General features: G+C 38.3%; 20 protein-coding genes. 8 read left to right on the top strand and 12 right to left on the bottom strand.

Features of this window, described 5'->3' with window-relative positions; all coding sequences use genetic code 11:
* Nucleotides 1-57 precede the first annotated feature (57 nt).
* Together RB215_RS16850 and RB215_RS16845 are read right to left on the bottom strand one after the other, a co-directional pair.
* The gene (locus tag RB215_RS16850; RefSeq protein ID WP_011329887.1) at nucleotides 58-1,062 is read right to left on the bottom strand and encodes a Gfo/Idh/MocA family protein; all 1,005 of its coding nucleotides are present in this window, start codon (nucleotides 1,060-1,062) and stop codon (nucleotides 58-60) included.
* A 37-nt stretch (nucleotides 1,063-1,099) separates the two neighbouring features.
* Complete coding sequence (locus RB215_RS16845; RefSeq protein ID WP_309217214.1) at nucleotides 1,100-2,101, bottom strand: AraC family transcriptional regulator ligand-binding domain-containing protein; 1,002 nt, start codon at nucleotides 2,099-2,101, stop codon at nucleotides 1,100-1,102.
* Nucleotides 2,102-2,205: 104 nt separating this feature from the next.
* On the opposite strand from RB215_RS16845, the gene RB215_RS16840 reads away from it, so the two are divergent.
* Complete coding sequence (locus RB215_RS16840) at nucleotides 2,206-3,807, top strand: GMC family oxidoreductase N-terminal domain-containing protein (protein WP_309217213.1); 1,602 nt, start codon at nucleotides 2,206-2,208, stop codon at nucleotides 3,805-3,807.
* Between the two features lie 8 nt (nucleotides 3,808-3,815).
* Here the strand turns inward: RB215_RS16840 and RB215_RS16835 are convergent, their stop codons facing one another.
* From RB215_RS16835 to RB215_RS16825, 3 genes are all read right to left on the bottom strand, one after another.
* Nucleotides 3,816-4,619 (bottom strand): class I SAM-dependent methyltransferase, encoded by an 804-nt coding sequence (locus tag RB215_RS16835; protein ID WP_309217212.1) that lies wholly within the window; start codon nucleotides 4,617-4,619, stop codon nucleotides 3,816-3,818.
* Between the two features lie 178 nt (nucleotides 4,620-4,797).
* The gene (locus RB215_RS16830; RefSeq protein WP_011329893.1) at nucleotides 4,798-5,202 is read right to left on the bottom strand and encodes a hypothetical protein; all 405 of its coding nucleotides are present in this window, start codon (nucleotides 5,200-5,202) and stop codon (nucleotides 4,798-4,800) included.
* A gap of 28 nt (nucleotides 5,203-5,230) precedes the next feature.
* Nucleotides 5,231-5,650 carry a DUF3429 domain-containing protein gene (locus tag RB215_RS16825; protein ID WP_011329894.1) on the bottom strand — a complete coding sequence of 140 codons (420 nt, stop codon included), beginning with the start codon at nucleotides 5,648-5,650 and terminating at the stop codon, nucleotides 5,231-5,233.
* Nucleotides 5,651-5,906: 256 nt separating this feature from the next.
* Between RB215_RS16825 and ahpC the strand changes: the two genes are divergently transcribed.
* Together ahpC and ahpF are read left to right on the top strand one after the other, a co-directional pair.
* Nucleotides 5,907-6,476 (top strand): alkyl hydroperoxide reductase subunit C, encoded by a 570-nt coding sequence (ahpC, locus tag RB215_RS16820; RefSeq protein ID WP_011329895.1) that lies wholly within the window; start codon nucleotides 5,907-5,909, stop codon nucleotides 6,474-6,476.
* Between the two features lie 150 nt (nucleotides 6,477-6,626).
* Nucleotides 6,627-8,198, top strand: coding sequence for an alkyl hydroperoxide reductase subunit F (gene ahpF / locus RB215_RS16815; protein WP_011329896.1), 1,572 nt, complete (start codon nucleotides 6,627-6,629; stop codon nucleotides 8,196-8,198).
* A 185-nt stretch (nucleotides 8,199-8,383) separates the two neighbouring features.
* Here ahpF and RB215_RS16810 read toward each other — a convergent pair whose 3' ends face one another.
* From RB215_RS16810 to RB215_RS16780, 7 genes are all read right to left on the bottom strand, one after another.
* Nucleotides 8,384-8,575, bottom strand: a complete 192-nt coding sequence (locus tag RB215_RS16810; RefSeq protein WP_011329897.1) for a DUF3185 family protein — start codon at nucleotides 8,573-8,575, stop codon at nucleotides 8,384-8,386.
* An 80-nt stretch (nucleotides 8,576-8,655) separates the two neighbouring features.
* Nucleotides 8,656-8,877: a hypothetical protein gene (locus RB215_RS16805; protein ID WP_011329898.1), complete on the bottom strand. Its 222-nt coding sequence runs from the start codon at nucleotides 8,875-8,877 to the stop codon at nucleotides 8,656-8,658.
* Between the two features lie 22 nt (nucleotides 8,878-8,899).
* A complete protein-coding gene (locus RB215_RS16800; protein ID WP_309217211.1) occupies nucleotides 8,900-9,670 on the bottom strand; it encodes an undecaprenyl-diphosphate phosphatase in 771 nt (256 codons plus the stop codon).
* A 202-nt stretch (nucleotides 9,671-9,872) separates the two neighbouring features.
* Complete coding sequence (locus RB215_RS16795; protein ID WP_041454910.1) at nucleotides 9,873-10,706, bottom strand: patatin family protein; 834 nt, start codon at nucleotides 10,704-10,706, stop codon at nucleotides 9,873-9,875.
* A 171-nt stretch (nucleotides 10,707-10,877) separates the two neighbouring features.
* On the bottom strand, nucleotides 10,878-11,330 hold the full coding sequence (locus RB215_RS16790) for an NfeD family protein (RefSeq protein WP_011329901.1): 453 nt from the start codon (nucleotides 11,328-11,330) through the stop codon (nucleotides 10,878-10,880).
* A gap of 21 nt (nucleotides 11,331-11,351) precedes the next feature.
* Entirely contained in the window at nucleotides 11,352-12,305 is a 954-nt protein-coding gene (locus tag RB215_RS16785) for a slipin family protein (RefSeq protein ID WP_011329902.1), read from the bottom strand.
* A 390-nt stretch (nucleotides 12,306-12,695) separates the two neighbouring features.
* Entirely contained in the window at nucleotides 12,696-14,135 is a 1,440-nt protein-coding gene (locus RB215_RS16780) for a diguanylate cyclase domain-containing protein (protein WP_309217209.1), read from the bottom strand.
* 219 nt (nucleotides 14,136-14,354) lie between these two features.
* Here RB215_RS16780 and RB215_RS16775 point away from each other — a divergent pair, with 219 nt between their 5' ends.
* The 5 genes from RB215_RS16775 to RB215_RS16755 all read left to right on the top strand — a co-directional run bounded on the left by RB215_RS16775 (nucleotide 14,355) and on the right by RB215_RS16755 (nucleotide 21,017).
* Nucleotides 14,355-15,245 carry a cation diffusion facilitator family transporter gene (locus RB215_RS16775; RefSeq protein WP_011329904.1) on the top strand — a complete coding sequence of 297 codons (891 nt, stop codon included), beginning with the start codon at nucleotides 14,355-14,357 and terminating at the stop codon, nucleotides 15,243-15,245.
* A gap of 99 nt (nucleotides 15,246-15,344) precedes the next feature.
* The gene (locus tag RB215_RS16770; protein ID WP_309217208.1) at nucleotides 15,345-18,128 is read left to right on the top strand and encodes a response regulator; all 2,784 of its coding nucleotides are present in this window, start codon (nucleotides 15,345-15,347) and stop codon (nucleotides 18,126-18,128) included.
* A gap of 97 nt (nucleotides 18,129-18,225) precedes the next feature.
* Nucleotides 18,226-18,780: an isochorismatase family protein gene (locus RB215_RS16765; RefSeq protein WP_011329906.1), complete on the top strand. Its 555-nt coding sequence runs from the start codon at nucleotides 18,226-18,228 to the stop codon at nucleotides 18,778-18,780.
* Between the two features lie 265 nt (nucleotides 18,781-19,045).
* A complete protein-coding gene (locus tag RB215_RS16760; RefSeq protein WP_011329907.1) occupies nucleotides 19,046-20,512 on the top strand; it encodes a methyl-accepting chemotaxis protein in 1,467 nt (488 codons plus the stop codon).
* Nucleotides 20,496-21,017, top strand: a complete 522-nt coding sequence (locus RB215_RS16755) for a DUF6436 domain-containing protein (RefSeq protein ID WP_309217207.1) — start codon at nucleotides 20,496-20,498, stop codon at nucleotides 21,015-21,017. The genes RB215_RS16760 and RB215_RS16755 overlap by 17 nt, the downstream gene beginning before the upstream one ends.
* The last annotated feature ends 50 nt before the right edge of the window (nucleotides 21,018-21,067 follow it).

Genomic DNA, 21,067 nt, shown 5'->3' with positions numbered 1-21,067 from the left:
TAGCTATTAAACTAACACTCATATTATAAAGCGGCTAATAGGCACTATAGCAAAGGTTTAATTTGTCTCAAACGCTTTATCGTTTGGGTATACAACACCTAATTGCGCGCGAGCGGTATCAAGTACATGCATTACATCAACACTAAGCTGGTGTGTATTAATATCCGATTGCGGCGCTTTTTGTGTCACCATTTGCATAAAATGATCAACTTCATATTTCATAAAATGCTCATCAAAAGGCTGCGAAAGTAGTTCACGTTCACCGTTGTTAGCAATAAACTCTACTTTTTTGAGTTGCGACACTGCTTCAATCCGAATGCGGCCAAGTTCGCCTTGTATTTCGGTAATATTATCGCCTTGCGATATTTTTGAGTAGCTGATCACCGCTTGTTTATCGTGATAATTTAAGAGTACATCGCCTGCGCCATCTACACCTGTATCAAGGAGTACACCACTTGCGTGTACACTATTTGGTGCGCCCCACAGTGCTATTAATAAATACAGTGGATAAATGCCTAAATCAACCAAAGCACCATTAGCAAATTGAGGTAAAAAGGTATTTGGGCGCTCGCCATTTTTATATTTATCGTAGCGCGACGAATATTGACTATATTGTCCAATAAACTTACGCGGCGTACCAATTTTTAGCATGGCCTGTTGCAACAGTGCAAAGTTGGGTAAATGCGTGGTCATCATGGCTTCCATGTATAAGCATTGATGCTTTTTAGCGGTTGCTATAATAGCGGCTAGTTCGGCACTATTGGCCGCTGCTGGTTTTTCTCCCAGTACATGTTTACCTGCTGCTAAGCATTGCACTGCATATAACTGATGTAAGCTATTTGGTGCGGCAATATAAACGGCATCTACGTGCTCGTCTTGGCAAACTTGCTCTATTGAAGTAAATATTTTTGCTTGAGTATTTTTTGGGTGTTTAGCTAAAAAGGCTTCGCCGCTCGTTGTTGCGCGCGAGCACACACCATATAAATTAAAATCGATTAAGGTGTTGGCTGCTTTTAATAAGGTATCGCTAATAAAATTAGTACCGACAATAACAAAGTTCATACTCAACTCTATAAATTCATAAAAAGTGATACGCAGTTTAACAATTATTTGTTCTAAATGCGCGAGGAGAACAGCCAAACCAGCGTTTAACACTGGTGCTTAATGTGGCTTGTTCTTGATAACCCAATAATTCTGATATGGTTGATATAGTAAGTTGCCCTTGTGTTAGGTAGTGCTGTGCAAGTGCACGGCGCGTGGCATCTTTGAGTTTTACAAAGCTGGTATTATGCTTAGCTAGTTTGCGATGCAAAGTACGTGGATGCATATTAAGCGCCGCAGCAATCGTGTGATTAGAGCACTGATAAATAGGCAGCATGGGGCGCATTAACGCGCTTACTTGAATGGGTAATGGGCTGTTGTATTGACTATTTTTAGCTAAAAAGTTTCGTGCAGCCTCTACGTTTGTCAGCTCCCCTTGTTCAAGTGCTATGCTTAAGTCTTGTATCGCAATCACAATACCCGCGCTGTTACGGTGCTCTATTACTTTACAGTCAAAATAGCTGTTATAAGCATACTTACTAGTGGTGAGCTTTTGTGGTAAAAAAACTGTGATAGGTTTGCATTGGTTATTACTAAGCTTTTTAATCGCTCCCATTGCTAAGCCAATCGTTAGTTCGGTAACTTGGTTAATGTTAGGTAGCGGGTTGAGGTTAATTTCGAACGATAAAAATAAGCTTTTATCGTCCTCTAATGGATGAGCCGTAAGCCGAAGAGCAGGGCTGTGCAAATGTAAGTATTTAACCACCCAATCGAGTGCATCACTTAAATAGGTACCGCTTTTAGCGGCAATAGAAATATAACCCAAAATATCAAAACTTTGTCGGCTGGCGAGCTTTAAGCCAAAGCTGGGGCAATTAAATTGTTGTGCGCAGTATTCTAATAATGCTGCATAGCAACGATAGCTTACATATTGGTTTTCGAGCTGAGTAAAATCAACGTTAATATTACACGCTTGCATAATGGCAGTTACATTTGCGCCAAATTCTAAAATTAGCGTATCAATACCTTGTAAAGACGTGGCTCTTATTAAGCTGCTCATAGTTAACCTTTGCTGTTGAGTGTCTAAAAATATCAAGTTTTTATGTTTTTATCTATGCAATATTGTGGTTATGGGCAATTTGTGAAAATTATAAAAGGCATGCTATGAATACAACATTTGACTACATTGTAGTAGGCGCGGGCAGTGCAGGGTGTGTTATTGCCTCGCGGCTATCAGAAAATGCTAATGTAAGTGTGTGCTTAATTGAAGCAGGCTCTAGCGATAATACTGCTTTTGTACAAATGCCTGCAGGGGTTGCTGCAAGTGTGCCTTATGGTATTAATAGCTGGCATTACAATACAGTAGCGCAAAAAGAGCTGAATAATCGCTGTGGTTTTATGCCACGAGGTAAGGTATTGGGTGGCTCAAGCTCTATTAATGCCATGGTGTATATTAGAGGCAATAAATACGATTACGATCAGTGGGCGGCCAATGGCAATAGTGGCTGGGATTATGACAGTTTATTACCCTACTTTATAAAAGCCGAAAACAATAAAACATTTACCAATAGTGAGTTACATGGCACACAAGGGCCACTTCACGTACAAGAATTGAATGAGCCAAGCCCAGTAAATCAATGTTTTTTAAATGCCTGCGTTGAGCAAGGGGTGAGTTTAAATAACGATATAAATGCAACCGAGCAGCAAGGTGCTAGGCTTTCACAGGTTACGCAACATAATGGAGAGCGTTGCAGCGCAGCTAAAGCGTACTTAACTCCTCATTTAAAACGTGCAAACTTAACCGTATTAACCAATAGCCATGTAAATAAAGTAATAATAAACAATAATATGGCGCAAGGTGTACAAATTGAACGTAATAAACAGGTGGTTAATTTATACGCCAATAACGAAGTGATCCTCAGTGCCGGGGCAATTAATTCGCCGCAACTATTAATGCTTTCAGGAGTTGGCCCCAGCAACCATTTACACGCACATAATATTAAGGTGATAGTACCATTAGAAGGGGTGGGGGCTAACTTACACGACCACCTTACAGTGGTGCCTTTGTATAGAGCAAAAACCAGTAAAGGCACGTTTGGCTTGAGTATCCTAGGGGCTGCTAGGGTGTTAAAAGGCTGTATAGATTGGTTTAGTAAGCGCCAAGGGTGCTTAACTACTAACTTTGCAGAGTCGCATGCATTTATTAAGTTATTTGATGACTCCCCTGCGCCAGACGTACAGCTAGAGTTTGTGCTGGGTTTAGTGGATGATCACAGCCGAAAATTACACATTGGCCATGGTTACAGTATTCATAGTAGTATTATGCGCCCTAAAAGCCGCGGTGCTGTTAAGTTAGCCGATAGTGATCCGCGCAGCGCGCCGCTAATCGATCCTAATTATTTAAGCCATCCCGACGATATAAAAGTGATGTTACAAGGGCTGAAAAAAACATTACAAATAATGCAAAGCAGTGCATTTGATGCTATTCGTGGTGACATGGTTTACCCGCTTGATATAAATAACGATGAGCAATTGATTGAATTTATTCGTCAAACGGCCGATACCGAATACCATCCGGTAGGCACCTGTAAAATGGGTAATGATCCACTTGCAGTGGTTGACAATGAGCTGCGAGTTTACGCTATACAAGGGCTACGTGTAGTAGACGCCTCAATTATGCCCAGCATAATAACCGGTAACACCAATGCTGCGGTTATTGCTATTGCTGAAAAAGCGGCCGATTTAATTAAGCAGGCTAATCCTTAAATTAAGCGTTAAGCATAAAAGGCATTAAGCCATTGTTGCCAGTCGTGTTCTAGGCGCAGCATTTGCTGATGCTTTTTGGCATTTAAGTGTTTGTTTTCGTCCTCGGTTGCCATATAAGGGCCAACACGACAAAGTGAGCAGTGATTTGGGGTTAAATAATGCGGCAAAGTAAGGTGGCAGCTTAACTCGCTATGCTGTTTTGGGCTAAATACATAGGTAATACCGCTGGTGTCTTTTACGTGTTTATCACGGTCAACATTGCGAATTTTATAACCGGCAAAGCGGCTAATATCAAATGGCATCTGCCCTAAATACTCAGCGTTTAAACGTGCATTTAAACTGCCTTCTATATTCCACTCCCGGTAAGGCTTTACGTCTTTTGAAGTGATATAGCACAGCATTGGGCCATTGGGGTTAAGTGCATACTCGTTAGCGTATTTTATAAATTGGTGCAGTAAAGCACGATTAAATACGTTCATACTGGTTTGTTGAGTATTGTTTTCAAACGCTTCGCGGCCCACAAAGGCAGGAACAAGCGGAAATTGAAAAATAACCACATCAAAGCTATGTAAGTTAACGTTTAGGTTTTGCCAGCAATGGGGTTTTGTAACATCAAAGCTATTAAGTACGGTTACTTTATTGGCTTTTAAAGTGCTTAGTGCATTGTCTTGGTATTTATACTCAATAGTTGCTGCGTCATCAAACGTAGAGGCAACCAACAAACTCGGCTTTAGGTGTTGATGCAGCGCGTTAGAAAACGATAAATCGCCATCGCCCACAGTGAGTATTTTCCATTTGGGATTTAGGTACATAAGTTATTTAACCTGGACTCTGGTTAAGAGATTTACTAACGTATTGAATCATATTTATATTTAATTTTCTCTAGCCAGAGGTTTTCAGTGAAAACAAGGCGAATTTACGCGTCAATAGCTGGCCTATTGCAAGTAAATTCAACGCAGTTAGCGCTGAAAATAGCTGCTTGAGATCAGGTTATTTAGTATTTTTATCGCTATTTGCAATGATAACGTCGGCGTTATTATTTAACGCTTGTTGCTCATATAAACGCAGCATGGCTAAACGTGTTTTTAACCCTTCAATGGCCACTTGCTTAAGTATAAGGTTAAAGGTAATTAAAATTGCGAACATAATATGAATAGGGCCATGGGTAAAGCCAGCGTCTATGTCGTAAATAGATAGGCCAAACAAAACAAATAATACCACCATAAGTATTTCAATGAGTTGATTAGAATAAAAGCTCAGACGGCCTTCACTTTTATGATCTTTTTTTATACTAATGGCACAAAAAAATGGAATAACTTTAATTTTAAATACCGCTTTTTTTTCTACGTAGTTTTCGCCAAGCGTATTAAGTTGCTGGCGCAATTGGTCAATCATGGTGTGCCCTTAAGCGCAATAGTTTAAATTAGTTAGGGTAAATGCTCATACCAATAGTAAATATATGGCATACAAACACGACAGAGGTAAGTACAAAACGCATTTTTTGATAATCTTTATGGTAACTTTGCCATTGCGGTGAGGCTTTTTCAAAAATAAGCACCAACCAAAAGCTTACCGCTAACCACGCAAGCGCCCATTCAACTGGTAAAAATGATAAAAACGGTACAGGTATAACTACAATAACTGCTTTTATAGCATTACTGTAACTTTGCTCACCAGCGCGCCATAAGTTACCCGCCATAAAGGCTAAAATAGCAATGCTGTAAAAAGTAAAAAACTCTAAGTTTACACTGTTACTGCCAAACATTAGTGGCCAACCAACACAGCCTAAAAATGGGAGCAAGCCCAAGTAGCCTAGTTGTATGTGGTTAATAAATTTTTCCATAACAGCACGCCTCGTTTATATGGTGAGTATTTAGCGCGGCTATTGTAACAGTATTACTAATAGCTACCTTAAAAAATTGCGTATAAAAGTAATTTGCCAAACCACCATCTTAAAAACTGATTGAATCAATCTAAACAATCAATTTTATTTAAATTATCATTAGTCTTATAGTATTAATCAAGCCAACGCAGAAGGTCGTTTAAAACGATAGCGTTGATTACTTTTTAAATACATTAAACATAAATGAGGAAATACCATGAGCACTTCATTAATCAACACAAAATTACAACCATTCAATGCAACCGCTTACCACAACGGCGACTTTGTAGAATTATCTGAAAAAGACGTACTTGGTAAATGGTCTATTTTCTTCTTTTACCCAGCAGATTTCACTTTTGTATGTCCAACTGAACTTGGCGACATGGCAGATTATTACGCACAATTACAAGAAATGGGCGTAGAAGTTTATTCAGTATCTACCGATACTCATTTTACTCACAAAGCATGGCACGACACGTCAGACACAATAGGTAAAATTACTTACCCTATGATTGGCGACCCAACAGGGCGTATTACACGTAGCTTTGGCGTAATGATCGAAGAAGAAGGCTTAGCACTTCGCGGAACATTTGTAATGAACCCAGAAGGCGAAATTAAAATTATCGAAACTCACGATTTAGGTATTGGCCGTAGCGCTAAAGAACTCGTTCGTAAAGTACAAGCTGCACAATACATTGCAACTCACGACGGTGAAGTTTGCCCTGCATCTTGGCAGCCAGGTGAAGACACACTTGCACCTTCACTAGACCTAGTTGGTAAAATCTAAGTACTCGACTTACCAAGTAAGGGCAGGTAACTGCCCTTAAATCAACGAACATCCGTTTGTTGGTGCCTCCTATTTCAATATACTTGTTTAAGCACATGCATTATTTGGCATGGGAGGCTTGCTGTTTAAATTTTCTAAAAGGGTTAAGCCATGTTAGATAACAACATAAAAAATCAATTAAAAAGCCATTTTGAATCGCTTACTCAACCTGTTGAGCTGCTTATCGCCTTGGACGACAGCAAAAAATCAACAGAAGTAGCAAGCTTAGCAAACGATTTAGCCTCACTAAGCGATAAATTTACGGTAATAAACAACCCAGACACAAGCGCGCGTCGTCCGTCAATGGTTGTACATTCACCTATTAAAAACACCCATATTACCTTTGCGGGTGTACCTATGGGCCACGAATTCACTAGTTTAGTGTTAGCGCTGTTGCACACTGGCGGACATGCCAGTAAAGCAAAAGCCGAGGACATTGAACAAATAAAGTCGCTCGACCAAGCGCTTAATTTTGAAGTGTATATAAGCTTAAGTTGTCAAACCTGCCCACAAGTAGTGCAGGCTTTAAATACAATGGCAGCAACTAATAATAAAATTAAAGCCACCATGATAGATGGCGCGTTATTTCAAGGCGAAGTAGAAGAGCGCAACATTTTAGCTGTACCGGCTGTTTATTTAAATGGCGAACCATTTAGCCAAGGTGCACTAAGCCTAACCGACATACTCAATAAAGTAGATAGCAAAGGTGCACAGCGCCAAGCTGAGTCGTTAAGTAAAAAAGAAAAGTTTGACGTGTTAGTTATTGGTGGTGGGCCTGCGGGTGCATCGGCTGCTATTTACTCAGCACGAAAAGGGTTAAACACCGGTATTGTTGCAGATAGATTTGGCGGACAAGTAGCCGATACTTTAGCAATCGAAAACTTTATTTCGATTAAAGCCACCGAAGGGCCAAAACTGGTAGCACAACTAGAAGAGCACGTTAAAGAATACGATGTAGATGTAATGCATAATCAACGCGCAGCTAAGCTTAGTCGCAATAATAATGGTTACGAAATTACTCTAGAAAACGGCGCGGTACTGAGTGCCAAGTCGCTGGTACTGGCAACAGGCGCACGCTGGCGCGAAATGAACGTGACTGGCGAGCAACAATATCGTGGCCACGGTGTGGCATATTGCCCACATTGCGATGGGCCCTTATTTAAAGGCAAACCGGTTGCGGTAATTGGTGGCGGTAATTCAGGTATAGAAGCCGCGATTGATTTAGCCAATATTGTAGAACATGTAACGGTACTTGAATTTGCCGATACATTACGTGCCGACGAAGTACTTATTCGCAAAGCTAGCAGTATGGCTAATATTACTATTATTAAAAGTGCACAAACAACCGAAGTACTCGGCGATGGCAAAAAAGTAACCGGTTTAACTTACACCGACCGCGTAAGTGGCGACAGTAAGCAACTCACTCTTGCGGGCATATTTGTACAAATTGGTTTAATACCAAATACAGAATGGCTAAAAGACAGCGAGCTTGAACTGAGCAAATTTGGTGAGATTTTAATTGATGCCAAAGGCGCAACATCACTCCCAGGCGTTTATGGTGCGGGGGATGCAACCAATACGCCATTTAAGCAAATAATAATTGCTATGGGCAGTGGTGCAACAGCCAGTTTAGGTGCGTTTGATTACTTAATTCGCCACAGCGATGAAACAGAGCAAGCTTAATTTAGTTAATCTGCATCAGGTTAGTTAAAAAACGTCTCTTGATATAACAGCAAAAATACACCCATAGCTGTTTGTTCACCCAAGCCGCCCTTCTCCAAAGGCGGCTTTTTTTAATATTTAATTTAGGGGTTAAATAAACACTGATTATTTTTGTTTTTTAACATGCAGCGTTTATAAGCTGTATGTTACTTAACCCTGGTAATGCCGACTATTATACACACAGCTCCACCGATCATACCGGCCCATGCTTCTATTGGCGTGTCGCCACTTAGCGCGCGGCTAACTTGTGAGCCAGCTGCTTCATAAACATCATACCCCCAAATAGCCAACGCAACGCCAATAATAATAAGCACGATACCAATCACTTTGTTATTCATAATAGATCCTTACTTTTTAGAGTGTTAGTTAAATATACTAGTTAAATAATAGTAAATAAGCTAACGCAATTTATGATTATTTAATAGGTTGAATTTGGTGTGTACTCTGGATTTATATCGCCGCCTACTTCCTCAGGATCTACATCGTTTATGAGAAGTGTTTCGCGCACGGCTTCAATATGATCAAGTACGGTTTGATAACGCTCGCCGTACTCGTATTTAGTCACCTCGATTGCTTTAGGCATGTAGGTAAATGCTATTTTAAGTGCGTGGAGTGCTTCTTGATTTATTTTTTCGTTCATTATTTTCTCTCTTAAATATGTTTTAAACGTAAGCTATGGTTAATAAAATAACACCAAATACAATGCGGTAAATACCAAAACTTACAAAAGTAAAGTTTTCTAAAAAGCGGATAAATAATTTAATTGTAAAATAGGCCACTATAAAAGAGGTAACAAAGCCTACAGCAAGGGCGGTTAAATCGTCAAAAGTAAATAAGTCATAATGCTTTAGCAAATCATACCCAGACGCTGCAGCAAGTACAGGTAAACCAAGTAAAAATGAAAATTCAGCACTGGCTTTGCGGTTTAAGCCACACAACATAGCACCTACAATAGAGCTACCCGCACGGCTTGTACCAGGAATAAGTGCAAATACTTGGGCTATACCAATCCATATTGCTTGCTTATAAGTCACTTGAGTAACATCGGTAATGGTGCAGTTTTGTTCTTTATAATTGCGCTCTAGTAGTAAAAAAATCACCCCACCAACAATAAACATTACTCCCACAACAGGTACGTTAAATAGTGCTTTTATTAGGTCACTAAAAATGAAAGCAATAATGCCTAACGGAATAAATGCGATGGCTACTTTTATCCATAAGTTAAGATGTTTTGGAGTGAACTTATCTTTATAGTTGGCTAGTACCGCTAAAATGGCGGCTAATTGAATAATTACGCCGAATGCTTGATTAGTAGCCGTTGCTTCTATACCCAACCATTGCGCTGCTACAATAATATGCCCGGTTGACGAAATAGGTAAAAACTCAGTAATACCTTCAATAATACCTAAAATAATTGCGTTAAAAATGTCCACGTTCAATGTGTTCCTAAATACTTAATAAAAAAATACAATGGGAGTTGCTAATGCTCATAATATTTCATGAGAAACAATACATAACTCACTTATCAAAATTCCGCCATAGGATAAGAGCTTATTAACAATATCTAAAGTGTTTTAATGTTTATTTAAAATAAAGGGCAGTAATTTTAAATATATAGCTTAAGTTAGTTTTGAATTAAGCTAAAAATGCTTTTGCGGCGTCTACACCCATTTGGTAGCCAGTGTTAAGGGTTGCAAGCTTTTTAGTGGTACGGCCCACTTTAAAATTAACTGGTGGCGCTATAATATTTACCCGGCAATCAGCGGGTGGGTTATTAATAAAATCAATACTTTGGTTATAAACATCGGCTCTGGCGAGGGTTGTGTTAATAAGTGCCGGGTAGTTTTTATATATTTTTTTAGTTAACCATGGTGCTTTACTTGGCCTTTTACGATAACCCAAAGGCTGAGATAAAATAACGGTTATTTCACGTGCACCCATTTCATACGCTTTTATAACGGGAATAGAGTCGGCTACGCCGCCATCGGTCATGGCTATATTATTAATTATTGGATAGTCGCGATACGCAATAGGAATAGCACAAGACGCTTTTAATTGCTCGACCATATCGGTGCTGGTGGCTTTTAAGTAATGGGCTTTACCCGATTCGATAGCCGTAGTAACAATATAAAAGTCTGCCGGGTTTTGCGCAAACACTTCGGTGTTTAGCCGTATTTCACGAATGGTTTCTTGCCATAGCCAGTCTAAATCAAATAAATGGCCACCCTTTATAAAGCGCGCAAGATTAATAAACTCAGGACGACATGAATAGTCGGTGATCACTTTGTAATTGCGCATTGGTTGCTTGCATAAATAGGCGGCTACATTTGTAGCCCCTGCAGATACGCCAAAATAACGTGCAAATGGTTGATAGTTTTGTTTTAAAAACTCATCAAGTACACCGGCTGCAAAAATACCGCGCATTGCACCCCCTTCAACAACCAAAGTGTGTTTATGTTGATTTGTCATAACGATATATTCCTTACATCATTTTTTAATGCTATCAACTTAGTTAGCAAAGTGCGAGGGAGGAGGTAGGCGATTATTTATTATAAATACTCAACAAAATAAACGGGCAGTGTTTAATTGCCCGTTTATTGTTATTTTAACTGTTTAGAAAAATATAATTGCTGTAGGTTTTTAAATGCTTTGAACCCACATTACACCAACTTCTTTTTTAGTTACTTTAACTTGCGTACCGGCGCTAATGGGCTGTTTGCTTTTAAGTTGCCAGCTAATGCCAGAATACTGATGAGTACTTAACCCTTCAATAGTCACATCTTGGTTAAGTACAAAAGTCAGCTCTGCAAAGTCGCTATTAACTGGTTTACGCTCAACATTATTTTGCATCCGCTTCAGGGGCTTCCAAAGCAATATAGAAATTGCAGCTGTTATTAGAGTATTACTCCAAAGCGCAGTAGTCATAGAGTCGGCTAATATTCCCATACTCATGAGCAGCCCGGTTATAAATAACGATAAGCCAAAAAATAACAATATAAAGGTAGAGAGCCCCAATACGGCTACTTCTATGATCAGCGCAAGAACCCCAAGTACCATTAAGGTTTGTGGTAAATTTTGGGTAATAAATTCCATACCGACTCCTTTATTTAGTTATTAGCCTTGATGCTTTTTATTTAAGCTATTAATAATGGCCATACCTTGTGCAACCATTGAGCTTGCATCGGTGGCATTATCAGGAAGCAATACAATTGATGACTCTCTGGCAATGGCTTCTTTTGCAGCTATTGCTTTAGTTGCTAAATCAAGTTGGATTGCTTTTTGGCCTTGCTCTGTATCGGCAGCTTCACCCACTTTACGCAGGGCTTCGGCTTGTGCTTCGGCAACTGCAATAATTGCTTTAGCTTCACCTTCTGCGCGTAAAATTTGTTCTGCCTTTTCACCTTCAGCACCTAATACCTGAGCTTGTTTACGCCCTTCGGCCACATTGATATTGGCTTGACGGTCACCTTCAGATTCAAGTATTTGTGCGCGTTTAACTCGCTCTGCTTTCATTTGTGCTTCCATCGCTTCCATTACAGATTGTGGTGGCACAATATCTTTTATTTCGTAACGTAATACTTGAATACCCCAAGGCTCTGCCGCTTGGTTGATAGAAGTGACAATATTAGTGTTCAGTACGTCACGCTCTTCAAAAGTTTTATCTAATTCCATTTTACCAAGCTCAGAACGCATGGTTGTTTGCGAAAGCTGAGTTACAGCAAATATGTAATCATCAACGCCGTAGGTTGCTTTATATGGGTCAAGCACACGGAAATACAAAACGCCATCTACAGTAAGCGAAATATTATCTTTAGTGATTGCCGACTGTGAAGGCACGTCTTGTGCTTGTTCTTTTAAACTGCGATCTGCAGCAATACGATCAATAAATGGGATGATAAAGTTTAGACCTGCTTCTTTAGTTGATTGATACTTACCAAAGCGTTCTATTAACCAAGCGCGGTTTTGTGGTACAAATTTGACACTACTTTTTAGCAGTACTAAAACAAAAATGAGTAAAAATGCTTCAACGGTAAATATTGTATTGAGCACTTGTGCAATCGGGTCCATGTAAATATTCCTTCTAATAATAAAGAGTTAACAAGTTGAATTGTTAGTGTTGTTTATAATTTCAACGTTGCTAGAGTAACATTACTGATGTGGTTTCACTATAAAATAGTCAGGGTCTGTTGATCTTTCAAGGTTAAATTTACAGCAGTGTGTTTGGTATTTAGGCAAGGCAGAGCCTATGTGGTGTGGTTATTCCCCATAAATAGGCGATAACGTAGCATCAATGCCAAACATGCGCTGCCCGAAGGGTTCTGCCTAGGGGCGATTGACTCTCTGTTACTCGGTTTTCACTTAGCCCACTAGGTTACAAACCTCGCGCCGTGATTAAATCGCCCCTAGTTTGAACAAATTTTAATCCGCAAGGGTCAACAGACCCTAGTAAGGTGATATTCAATTACTTTCAAAAAACTGACAAATTTTATTACGGCCCGTTTCTTTAGCTTCATATAAGGCTGCATCAGCATTATTAATAATTGTTTCGGGGCGGGTGTTTTTAGTTGGATATGCGCTATAAAAGCCCACGCTAAGTGTGAGTGTTTTTGCAACACTAGAGTCGCTATGTACTATGTTTAGCAGCGCTATTTTTTGTTGTAATAATAATGCAAATTGATGGCACTCTGCTGCGTTAAGCGAAGGCAAAATAATTGCAAATTCTTCCCCACCATAACGCGCAGCTAAATCACCTTCGCGCCTGCAAAGTTTATTTAGTGTTTTAGCAACTTGCTTAAGTGCGTCATCGCCTTTTTGATGGCCATAATTGTCGTTATAGCGTTTAAAAAAGTCTATATCGCACATAATTAAGCTAAGTGAATGCTTATTACGAGCACAACGTTGTATTTCACTTTTAAGTGTTTCATCAAAACAGCGGCGATTGGCAATATTAGTTAAACCATCGGTATTAACTAATAAACTTAATTTTTGATTAGCAGTAATAAGTTGTTGCTGGGCTAGTTGCAGCTTTTTTTTGTAATCTATATTTTTTAATGCGTTGGCAATTATTTCGCCCACTAATTTTATTCTGATCAGATCAATGTGTGTCCATGCGCGCTTAAAATTAACACAGTCACAGCCTATAAAACCAATAAGCTCTTTATCAAAAAGGAGCCCTATGCATAAAACAGATTGTATTTTTTGTATCTGAAACTCAACTTTTTCAGCGTTTGCTGCTTGAGGTAATTTTAAAACATCGTTTACCTGAAACAAATGCGTAGCGTTCATTACTTCAAAAAAGTAGGGTAGCTCGGTTTTTGGCACATTTTGTAACCTTTGTTTGAAAGGTTCAATGCCTTCATTCACCCATTCGTGGGTGTTAGTAATGGTTTCGTTGTCGGTATTAAATTCAAATAAATAACTACGATCGGCAGCAAATGCAGTGCCAATGGCTTTTAACGCAAAATTAATATGCAAATCTATATCATCATTTTGTATGTCGATTAAGTCTGTTGATATTTCAGAAATAACCCGATCAAAATTATAGAGCTCAATTACATCGCTTTTTAAAGGCTCTAAACACAACATAGAAACAGAATCAGATAATTGGGTAAGGGCGATATTTAACGGTATGCTTTGTTGTTGTTTTTTTAGCTGTATATTAGTGCTAGTTTTTGAATCGAATAATGACTCAATAGCAATATGTTTATTATTATGCACGCTCAGGAGGGTGACAGCATTAAATGCAGTGCTATCTAAATTGTCGCAATGCTTTAAATCAAATAAAATTTGCGCCGCAGTATTAACACAATAAGTATTATTTTTATTGTCGTATAATAAAATAGCTAAACTGAGTTTATTTAAAACCTGCCACAATTTTAGTATTGAGTCATCACTCACTTGTTTCTCCAAGCTAAACATTAAACGTTATTATTTTTATAATATATTGTTATTTTTATACCTTTTTAAATACTTTTAGTACAGAAGTTTCTATTTTCCCAATTTTTTAGTGCGTTTATTAGGTTTACGTATTATAATTGATACTGTATATCATTACGTATTCCCCGTTGAGCTTTTTCGAAGCTTACTTTGTTTTAAGTATAGGTACTTAAGTATTTCATGACCGAAATAACGACACATAAAGCTTCCCGTCGCCGTTTATTAATTGCTTTGGCGATCACCTGCTCTTTTATGGTTATTCAATTAATAGGCGCATATTACGCCAACTCACTAGCAGTATTAGCCGATGCAGGGCACTTGTTTGTTCATAACAGCTCTTTATTTATTGCTTTAATTGCCTCGAGCTTGGCGATTCACTTTGCTAAAACCTATAACGATGGCTATCAGCGTGCTGAGTTAGTAGGAGGCCTTATAAATGGCTTTTTATATTTAGCAATTAGCTTGGTTATATTGTATGAAGGTGGCGAGCGTTTTATGCACCATCATGAAGGCAACGAACTTGAAATAAATAGCTTTTTAATGTCGGCCATTGCCGCGCTTGGTTTTTTGTTTCATGGTGCCGCTGCTTGGGTGTTATATAAAGGCCGTAAAGCGAGTATTAATGTATATGCGGTGTTTTTACACTCGTTTTTTGACATTATATCTACTATTTCTACTTTTATAGCCGGAGTGTTAATTTACCTGACTGGTTGGGATATTATCGATATTTTATCGAGCATGTTAATTGCTTCATTCGTTTTATTCACCGGTATTAAGGTTATTATAAGTTGCGTTAAAGGGCTGTATATAAATAAAGATAAACTCCCTAAAGTAGCTAAAGTTGAGCAAGCAATTACCACAATTCAGCATGTAAAAAATGTGCATAATGTAACTGTAGTACGAAAAGATAAAACGGTAATAGTGGGTGCGCATATAGTGCTAAAAAAACACTGCACCATTGAAAAACACGATAAAGCATGTCGCTTAAAGGTCGAAAACCTGTTGCGTTCAAAATTTAATGTAACAAATAGTGTGTTACAAATTGAAAGTAGTTGCAGTAGTGTTAATTAAACTTGGCAAATTGCAGCATATGGCTTAGTTTAAGCTATATGTAAATAATAGCTGTTGTAGGAACAAATTGAATCAACAGCAATTTATTGGAATCTAATTATGCCTTTACTAGCAAGTAAGCATCGCTACTTTAACTTTATTGTGTCGTGTTTATTTGGTATTACCGCTGCTTTTGTAAATACCCTACCAATCTTATTTATTAATAGTTCTGAGTTTTTATTAGGGCAATTTTTTGTTCTTTTAAGCTTATTATTATTTGGCTGGCGCTATTCGTTAGTTGTGTTTACTTTAAGCACCCTAGGCATATTTTATCGTTGGGGGCATGCTTGGCCTTCAATCGTTTTTGGTTTAGAGATACTATGGGTGTACTTTTTTTGTCTGCGCTATTCTAGGCCTTTATTTTTTAGAGGAATGCTGTTTTGGCTTGTAGTAGCAATGCCATTACTGTGGGGGGTTGGGCATTACTTTCTTAATATTAGCTTTTTACCTTTGGTTACTGCGCTTGCTAAATATTGTTTAAATGCCGCCATTTATTTATGCGTAATTGATTTATTTAGTTTCTTTTTTAATCGCCATTCTTGGTCTCGCCATTATGGTTCTTTGTATAAAATCCTTAATTATATTGTAACTTTGCTCGTTATTTTAGTGGTAGTGCTTACTTCAATTGTGCTTATTAATAACCATTACTCTAGGGTTGAATACGAAATAAACGCACAACTAAATGAAAAGTCCCAACAAATAGCGCAAAGCCTAGATTTATATTTAGAAAACCATCGCAAAGCAGTAATACTGACCGCACAAAATATTAGCGTAGGGCATAGCCCACAAAGTGCTATTGAGCTTTTAGGGAAGTTATATCCTGGGTTTATAACTGCTATAAGTACCGATGAACTTGCCAACGTAAATTACTTTTATCCCACAACGTCAAAAACACAGCAGTTAAAAGGTAAGGCTGTTGCTAATGTTGCTGATCGCGATTATTTTTACCAAGCAATTGATTCTCAAAATGGATTTATTTCTGGTATTTTTAAAGGAAGAGGGTTTGGACAGCAATCAATAGTGGCAATATCGGCCCCTGTTTATAATAACCAGCAATTTAAGGGGATAGTAGAGGGCTCATTATTATTTGAAAACTTTAGTGATTTACAACCTACCTTATTTAAGCGCCAAGCCGACTTAATTATATTAGATAAAAGCAATCAGGTAGTATTTTCAACCTTAAATGACTTTAAGCAGATGCAAACCCTTAGCAAACAAGATGTAGTTGCGCTGCAAAGTCTTAAACAAACAAGCGCATTTACAGCAACAAACGCGCAGCAATATTACTCAAAAGACACTACATCGGCATTAAATCATTGGCGTATTTTCACATTAATGAATAAAAAGTATGCCAATAATGTTGCAGCCCAAGCGTGGGGGCAATCTCTGGTGTTGATCTTATTTATAATTGTACTAACCAGTGTTTTTATTACGCAGCTAAGTAAGTGGTTAGTAACGCCGATAATAAAGTTAACCGAGCAAATAGATAACTTCGAAACCGATGAACAAACAGTAGGGTTAGTTTCGCATACTAATACCTGGTACGAGGTTGAAAAGTTACAACAACAGTTTGCAAGTTTAGCCCTTAAGATGACTAATAACTTTAATAAGTTACGCACCGCAAACAGTAAAAATGAAGCGTTGAATAATCAGCTTAAAAACTTTAATTTAAAGCTTGAGCAACAAGTTAAAGATAAAACACAGGAGCTAATTAAAGCTGTAGGGGTTGCTAATAAAGCAAATAAAACTAAGTCATTATTTTTGGCCAATATGAGTCACGAAATTCGCACTCCGCTTAATGGTATTTTGGGCATGACTCAGTTGCTAATAAAAAATTCTAAAATTGCTGCCGATGAACAAAATGAGCTGCAAATGATCCAACAAAGTGCCCATAACTTACTGCTTATTTTAAATGAGATACTCGACTTTTCTAAAATAGAAGCTAATGCGTTAAAGTTAGATGTGCAACCAACTGAAATTAAAAAACTAATACGCCAATTAGCCACTGTTTTTGATAACTCGGGATTAAGCGCTAACGTTACATTTAAGCTAACTATTGCTCCAGAATTACCGCCATTTATAGCGTTAGACTCACTACGCTTTTCTCAAGTTATCAACAATATACTCAGTAATGCGGGTAAATTTACTGACACTGGTTTAATTACTATGGATTGCTTTGCAGAGGATGATTGTTTGTTCATTAAAATTACCGATACTGGTATTGGTATTTCTGCGCTGCAACAACAAAATTTATTTATAGAATTTACACAAGCTGATGTTTCCACTACCCGAAAATATGGCGGCACTGGGCTTGGGCTAACAATTAGTAAACGATTAATTGAGCTGATGGGCGGCTCGCTTACCCTGCGCAGTGAAGAAGGGGTAGGAAGCTGTTTTAAAATAAAAATCCCACTCATTCTAAGCCAGGCTCCAGTTAAGGAGATAGCCGACAGTTCTGTTCCTGATTTAGCAGCAAAACGTATTTTAATCGTAGAGGATAATCCAATTAATCAAATAGTAATCACCAAAATGATGATTGCAACGGGATGCGAGATAAAAACGGCAAACGATGGCCTTGAAGCGTTACATTGCTTAGAAAGCTACCCCGCAGATTTGATTTTAATGGATTGCCAAATGCCCAATATGGATGGCTACCAATGCACACAAAAAATACGCCAAATGCCAAATGATTGTAAAAACGTATTAATTTTAGCTATTACTGCCAATGCGTTTGCCGAAGATAAAGAAAAATGCTTAAACGCCGGTATGAATGACTTTATAGCCAAACCCATCAATAAAAATGAGTTGTATCAGTGTATTAATAACTTATTTAAGCCTAGTTGAACAATACTAACAGCGAGCAGAGTAGCTTTGTTTTGGTGTTCGTATTAGAGTGAGCTAGTTACAAGCAGTTAACACTAAACAGGACAGTGGAGGAAGTATGAGCAAAATGAGTAATGTGGATGCTTTACGCAGTGTGTTATTAATTATTGATATACAAACGAAACTTGAGCCAGCCATAGCTGACTTTAGCGCTATTTTAAAGTGCTCATTACAGTTATCGCAAGCCAGCTTAGTGCACAAAATACCGACCCTTATTACAGAGCAATATAAAAAAGGTTTGGGCGCAACCAATCAAACCTTACAGGATGCTTTGCCACAAGCAGATTATTTTCATAAAACCCACTTTAGTGCCTGTGCAGAGCCCGGGTTTTTAGCGCAACTCGCTAAGTATACTCGCCCGCAAGTCGTGGTTATTGGTACCGAAGCGCATGTTTGTGTGTTGCAAACATGCTTAGATTTATTGCAGTACGGCTATGAGGTGATCATTGCAGTTGATGCGATAGGTTCACGTAACGACAACCACAAAATAATTGCTACTGAGCAACTACGCCAAGCTGGTGCGATCATTTCCAGTACCGAGAGCATTATTTTTCAATGGACCAAGCAAGCAGCAACACCTAACTTTAAAAAAATATTACCTATTATTAAATAGCCTTAACTCTGGATAATAAAGTTCTAACTAAAGTGCAGGTTAAATAGCCGGCTTTGCTTGTACATAAACTTATTAGCTTGTTGGGTAAATAACAATTCAATTAGGTCAATATATTTAAATAATGTAATTAACTCGTCTACTTAGTTAAGTTAAGTGTAATATTTCAGCATTTTTTTGCTTGTTAGGGGGAACCGATGAACTTTTTTAAACTTTAATACGTATTGCCTCGCTTAATTTTTATTAAAAAACTTAATTTAAGGCTACTATGTCTAGTGTTGCGCGTTTATTTACGGTTATTTTTAGCCTCTTATTTATAGAATCAATAGGTGTTGGTTTATATTTTGGCACATTGAGCGAAGCCTTTATTGTTGGCTTACCGCTTTGCTTATTACCAATTTGGCTATTAAAAACCCAACCTAATAGTGCTTTAACGCCCCACGTTGTCGCTGCAGCCATTATGATGTTTTCTTTTTTACATATTCAACAAACCTATGGTTTGATTGAAGTGCATTTTGAAATATTTATTTTAATGGCGATGTTAATTATGTTTGTGCAATGGCGTGTTTTTATAACTGCTATTGTGTTTGTTGCTGTACATCACTTATCGTTTTATTACCTACAAACTCAAAACACAGGTTTTTACGTGTTTGATCCAGATAGGCTTGCCTTTACAACAGTGCTAATACACGCAGGTTATGCCATTGTTGAAGTGTTTGTTGCAGGCTATATTGCTAAAACATTGCAGCGCGAACGTAGTGCTGGGCTATCGTTAAGCTCAGCGACAGAGCAAATAATGCAAGACCCTAATCATATTAAACTTTCTTTACGTGCTGATGATCAAAAAAGCCAAGCGGTAGCCGGCTTTAATACCTTATTAGAGTATTTGTCAGATGTAATTAAACAAGTAAAAACTCAATCAGAGTCATTAAAGGTAAGCTCACAAGAGCTGATCCAAGTGCACGACGAGTTAACCGAAGGTGCAGATCAGCGCACCCAACAAACCGACGATATTGCAAGTTCTGGTGCGCAAGTTGCTCATGGCTTTAAACTTGTTGAGCAAGAAAGTGAAGTATTAAAACACCAAGTAGATAATATTACTCAAGCTGCGACCAATGCCTTGCAAGAAGTGTCACAAACAGACAGTAAAAGCAGAGAGCTATTAACACTACTTAATCATACGGAAGAGCAAATAAATCATCTTGTTGGCGCAGGCGACGTAATATCGGGTTTACTTAATGAAATATCGGGAATAGCAGATCAAACTAACTTACTGGCTTTAAATGCCGCAATTGAAGCCGCTAGAGCCGGAGAGCATGGTCGTGGCTTTGCTGTTGTCGCATCAGAAGTGCGCTCACTTGCTACTAATAGCCAAGCAACTACGGCTAAAATAGCCGCTACGCTAAAAGATTTGGTTAGCAATAGCCGCACATCTACTCAGTCTATGAGCCAATGTGTTGATTTTGTAGTCGACTTAACAAAAATAAGCACCACGATGAAAGAAAACATTTCATCTATGAGTGAACAAATTAAAGCGGTATCAAGCAGTACTAGCTCAGTGGCTCAAGTAGTTGCCGAGCAAGCGGGTAATACGGCGCAAATAGCACTAAGCACAGACAAAATGCGCCAAAACCAATATCAAGACACAAAAATAGTTAAGCAGTTAACAGCTAAAGTACAGTTAATTGACGTAAGTATTGATGTATTAGAGCAAAGTATTGCAAAATTTAAGTAAGTCGAATTACTTTATTGTAGGGGTTGTTGCCGCGTGGTTTATACTGGTTGTGACTGGGCTGGTGTACTTTCAGCTTGGGCAACTAAAGCCGTTTGATGAATCGCAAATGCTAAAGCAACAAAATTGGTTTGAGCAATTTAAACAACAGTTAGTGGTTAGTAATACCGTGGCATCGCTTGTTATTATTACAGAGCAAAATTGCGGTTGTACTAAGCAAGCACAAGCGCACATTACGACGTTGCAAGCATTTGCAAAAAGTAAAGGACTTGCCGTGCAAGAGTTGCAACTTACACAACAACTTAAGCAAGCCATTCCAGCAACCCCTGCTGCTGTAATTATTGATAAAAATGGGGACTTTGTTTATGCCGGGCCGCTATCCGAAGGACTAGCGTGCTCGCAAGGAAGCGGTTTTGTAGAAACTGTAATTAGTAACTTAACAGCTGGGTTTAATTCACAGTTATTAATTGCTGGCACTAAAGGCTGCTATTGCGTTACGAGTACATAGGCAAAGCTTTTATTTATATAGAATAATCAATTGCAAATGAGAGTAGTTAG

The sequence above is a fragment of the Pseudoalteromonas sp. HL-AS2 genome (assembly GCF_031198805.1).
GTDB lineage: Bacteria > Pseudomonadota > Gammaproteobacteria > Enterobacterales > Alteromonadaceae > Pseudoalteromonas > Pseudoalteromonas nigrifaciens.
This window is presented reverse-complemented; position numbering and strand designations above follow the sequence as displayed.